General features: G+C 53.8%; 4 protein-coding genes. 2 read left to right on the forward strand and 2 right to left on the reverse strand.

Annotated elements, in window-relative coordinates:
* Together R3177_RS13435 and R3177_RS13440 are read right to left on the reverse strand one after the other, a co-directional pair.
* Positions 1 to 1,319: thiamine pyrophosphate-dependent dehydrogenase E1 component subunit alpha (locus R3177_RS13435; protein ID WP_318971533.1), on the reverse strand; the 1,319-nt coding region annotated here is incomplete at its 3' end.
* A gap of 2 nt (positions 1,320 to 1,321) precedes the next feature.
* Positions 1,322 to 2,497: an acyl-CoA dehydrogenase gene (locus R3177_RS13440; protein ID WP_318971534.1), complete on the reverse strand. Its 1,176-nt coding sequence runs from the start codon at positions 2,495 to 2,497 to the stop codon at positions 1,322 to 1,324.
* A 191-nt stretch (positions 2,498 to 2,688) separates the two neighbouring features.
* Here R3177_RS13440 and R3177_RS13445 point away from each other — a divergent pair, with 191 nt between their 5' ends.
* Together R3177_RS13445 and R3177_RS13450 are read left to right on the forward strand one after the other, a co-directional pair.
* Complete coding sequence (locus R3177_RS13445) at positions 2,689 to 3,177, forward strand: TspO/MBR family protein (protein ID WP_318971535.1); 489 nt, start codon at positions 2,689 to 2,691, stop codon at positions 3,175 to 3,177.
* 141 nt (positions 3,178 to 3,318) lie between these two features.
* Complete coding sequence (locus R3177_RS13450; RefSeq protein ID WP_318971536.1) at positions 3,319 to 4,383, forward strand: DUF3083 family protein; 1,065 nt, start codon at positions 3,319 to 3,321, stop codon at positions 4,381 to 4,383.
* The last annotated feature ends 57 nt before the right edge of the window (positions 4,384 to 4,440 follow it).

Raw genomic sequence — 4,440 nt, forward strand, 5'->3', positions numbered from 1 at the left:
CCGCCAAAGGCCTGAATTAAATGCTGAGAAACACCATAAACACCGCCCTTTTTGGCGACATCTTCGCCGAACAGCAGAGTATTGCTGTACTGGGCAAATAAGTCATGCAAGGTCCAGTTCAGTAGTTTGGCTAAGTGCTGCGGTTTGCCAAGGTTATGTTTATCAAACTCAAACAGCGCATTGCGAATGGCAGCAGGTGGCACAGGCGGCGCCGGTAACGCCGGTCGGACCGGGGCAATCGCCGCCATCACCGCAGCGGCCGTCGCTAATTTGGGCCGGCGACTGGCAACGTCGGCGACCCGGCTGATCTGACGGGCCAGCTCAAGGACCGCCTCGGCCAAATGCTGGCGGCTCAGTACACCGCGCGCCAGCATCGTCGCGGTGCTGGCCAACAGCGGGTCAAGCTGCAATTCAGCGTCAATCAGCGCTTTGTGACGATAAGCGGTTTCGGTATCGGCACCGGCATGGCCAAACAACCGTACCGTTGATAAATGCAACAGTGCCGGCCGCCGTTTGCTGCGCACATAATGCACGGCGTTGCGGGCCACCGCATAGGTCTGCGCTAAATCACGGCCATCGGCGGCAAAATAGCGCAGCTCGGGCCGGTCGGCCAGGCTTTGCTCAATCCAGCCGTAGGGCGTAGGGGTGGAGATCCCCAGGCCGTTATCTTCACAAACAAATAACATCGGCACCGGTACCTGCTGATAGGCGGCCCAGCAGGCTGCATTAATAGCACCCTGGGCAGTGGAATGATTGGCCGACGCATCGCCGAAACTACACATAACAATGGCGTCTGCCGGCCAGCTGCCCTGCTGGCCCAGCCGTTTTGATAAATCTATCGCAAAGGCGGTGCCAACCGCCTTGGGCAGCTGTGAGGCAATGGTACTGGTTTGCGGTGGAATATTCAGCGCCAGGCTGCCCAGCACCTTATGCCGGCCCCCGGAGATCGGGTCGTCACTGGAAGCACAAAACGATAACAGCATATCGTACAGCGGCGTACTGCCGGGCCGCTGCTTACTGCGCTCAATAAAAAAGGCGCCGCTGCGATAATGTAAAAATGCCGGATCTGTCAGCCGCAGTGCCGCCGCCACCGCCGCATTGCCCTCATGGCCGGCGCTGCCAATGGTATAAAAACTCTCTCCTTTGGCCTGTAACAGCCGGGACTGCAAATCGAGTAACCGGCTGCACAGCTGACTATGCCATAAGCGGTACAGCTCACTGTCACTCAGGCTCTGCTGTAAACTGCCGGCCGCTGGCAGGCTGTCGCTGGCCAGCTGCTGCAGAAACTGCGCCAGCCAGGGGTGAAAGTTATCGGCCACGGCTAACTGAATGCCTGCAGACCGGTCTGGGCCCGGCCTAAAATTAACGCATGCACATCATGGGTGCCTTCGTAGGTATTAACTGCCTCTAAATTCATCAGGTGGCGAATTACATGATATTCATCGGCAATGCCGTTTCCGCCGTGCATATCGCGGGCCTGGCGGGCAATATCCAGCGCTTTGCCGCAGGAATTGCGTTTAATCAGCGAAATAGTTTCCGGTGGCAGCTGGCCGGCATCCATCAGCCGCCCGGCTTGCAGGCAGCCAAGCAGGCCAAGGCTGATGTCGGTCTGCATATCGGCCAGTTTTTTCTGCACCAGCTGGGTCTGGGCCAGCGGCCGGCCAAACTGGCTGCGGTCCAGCGTGTACTGGCGCGCTGCATGCCAGCAAAACTCCGCTGCGCCGAGCGACCCCCAGGCAATGCCATAGCGCGCTTTATTCAGACAACCAAAAGGGCCTTTTAAACCGCGGATTTCCGGGAAAATCGCGTCTTCCGGCACTTCGACATTATCCATGACAATTTCACCGGTAATGGAGGCCCTGAGCGAGAATTTGCCATCAATTTTCGGTGCGCTTAAACCTTTCATGCCTTTTTCCAGCACAAAGCCGCGAATGTCACCGTCCAGTTTGGCCCACACCACAAACACATCGGCAATCGGCGAATTGGTGATCCACATCTTACTGCCATTAAGCAGATAGCCATTGGCGGTTTTTTTCGCCACGCTGCGCATACCGGCCGGATCGGAGCCGGCGTCCGGTTCGGTTAAGCCAAAACAGCCAACCCATTCGCCACTGGCCAGTTTCGGCAGGTATTTCTGGCGCTGTGCTTCAGTGCCATATTCGTGAATAGGGTGCATCACTAATGATGACTGCACACTCATCGCACTGCGATAGCCACTGTCTACCCGCTCTACTTCGCGTGCCACCAGGCCATAACAGACATAGTTCACCGCCGAGCAGCCATATTTTTCCGGTAACGTCGCGCCGAGCAGACCCAGTTCGCCCAGCTCGGTCATAATTTCACGGTGAAAATGTTCATTGCGGTTAGCCAGCAATACACGCGGCTGCAATTTCTGCTGACAATACTGATGCGCGGTATCGCGGATCATCCGCTCTTCTTCGCTTAGCATTGCGGATAATTGAAACGGGTCTTGCCAATCAAATACCGGGCGGGTCATATCGCTACCTCTGAAAAAAGAACTTGCTCTGGCGTTTACCAAAAGGTGACGCTGTCGGGTTGGCTTAACTATAACCAATTTGTTACAACAAACCATGCCCTGCCCGCCACTTTAATGCAAGTCCAACCAGCTGATCTAAACTGGCTGTAAGCCGTACATCTGGCATCATAAATTAACGGAGGATAATAACGATGCATCTGACTATCGTGTTACGCCAGGCACTGATGCTGCTGACCTTACTGGCGCTGACTTATCTGGCAGCTGCTATCGGTGCGCTTGGTTCGATCAATGCGCCAGAATTTTACCGCGAACTGCAATTACCAGAATTTGCCCCACCCGCCTGGCTGTTTGGCCCGGTGTGGACTTTGCTATATACCCTGATGGCAGTTGCTGCCTGGCTGGTCTGGCGCAATGGTAAGCACTACAGAGCAGCACTTTCGCTGTACTTCAGTCAGCTGGTGGTCAATGCCTTATGGAGCTGGCTGTTTTTTGGCTGGCAGCAGGGCGCCCTGGCGTTTGTCAATATCCTGCTGTTACTGGCGCTGGTTATCGCCACCGCACTCAGTTTCTGGCGCCAGCAGCACCTGGCTGGCTTACTGCTGATACCTTATATTCTGTGGATAAGCTTTGCGGCGGTGCTCAACTACCGTATCTGGCAACTTAATCCCGGCATACTCTGACCCTGGCTGAGGCAATTAGCAGACGAGGATTGATCTGCACTAAAAAATAAGCAGAATATCCGCTTAATAACCGGCTAAACAGCGGCGAAAAAGTGCTCAACAGGGTATAATGCGCGCGCAGCAGACGACAAAGGAGTTTTCATGCCAATCAGCACGCAACACAAAGTTTATCTTCCGGCCAGCGCAAAATCTAACCAGTATATTCTGGCAGAAATTAAGGCTACACCAGAGCTTTACCAGCATTATGGCAGCGAGCAGGCATGCTATCAGCAACTGAGCCAGCAGTTGTTCAGTCTGGCCGACAGCCTGAATTTACATAATGTGCATCTTATTGCTACCGATAAACTGCCGGTTGTGCGCTTTCACACTGAAGCTTATGTGTTTCAGACTGCTGAGCAAATTTTGTTTTTTTACAACCCGCAGTACCATGAGGCGCAGAATCTGTTCAGCAAACCCGGTTATCAGGCCCGGAAAATTCAGCTGTTGTTTTTAGCCACCGGCAGCGACATCCGGGCTAATGCCGCCGACTTCCATCAACGGGTGCTGCAGTTGCTGCAACAATTACAACCCCAATTGCCAGCGCAGAACCTGAAAATTAAAATCCGTGATCATCAGCATTTATCTTATGATCTGCTGGCAAAACAAAAAGGCGATCGCGAAAGCTACGGCTATAAACTGCGGGCGATTGCCGGCCGTTACGCCACCCGTAAGCTTATGCTGCCCGAGCACAGCGCCTTAACCTATGTCCACCTGACCCTGCCACTGAGCCGGGCGTTGAAACAACAGTATGTCGCCAATGACAGTCAGGATTACAGCCCGCTCTATCAGCAGCTGGAACAGCAGCTGAAAGCCGCTATTCAGGCAAAAGAGTTAAACCGGGTTGCTATTATTGGTAACGGCTTAACCCCGCTGGTCCGCAACAGTAAGTTTGATCAGCCACAAACCACCAGCGAACTGCAATTACTGGGCTTTGACCCGGCGAATAACAGTGCGCAGTTTATCAGCGACTGGCAGGGCGATAACCTGGTTGAAGCCGTGCATATTATTATTGTCGCCGGTAATGATGATATGACTGAAACCGGCTATGGCCGCTTTATGAACCAGGTGGAAGCGGCGCTGCGCAGTTTTGCCGATAAGCTGGCAATCAATCCGGAAAAGCAGGATTTAACCGTCCGCTTTCATCAGCATATCAGCTACAACGGCTAAGCATTACCATTACGATAAGCTGAAGGTTAATCCGGAAAAGCAGGATTTAATCATCCG

The sequence above is a fragment of the Arsukibacterium sp. genome (assembly GCF_033722355.1).
In the GTDB taxonomy this organism is placed as follows: Bacteria; Pseudomonadota; Gammaproteobacteria; order Enterobacterales; family Alteromonadaceae; genus Alishewanella.

Excerpts from the sequence above, each read along its gene's own strand:
- R3177_RS13450 (WP_318971536.1), top strand. The coding sequence starts at position 3,319 with ATGCCAATCAGCACGCAACACAAAGTTTATCTTCCGGCCAGCGCAAAA.
- R3177_RS13440 (WP_318971534.1), bottom strand. The coding sequence starts at position 2,497 with ATGACCCGCCCGGTATTTGATTGGCAAGACCCGTTTCAATTATCCGCA.
- R3177_RS13445 (WP_318971535.1), top strand. The coding sequence starts at position 2,689 with ATGCATCTGACTATCGTGTTACGCCAGGCACTGATGCTGCTGACCTTA.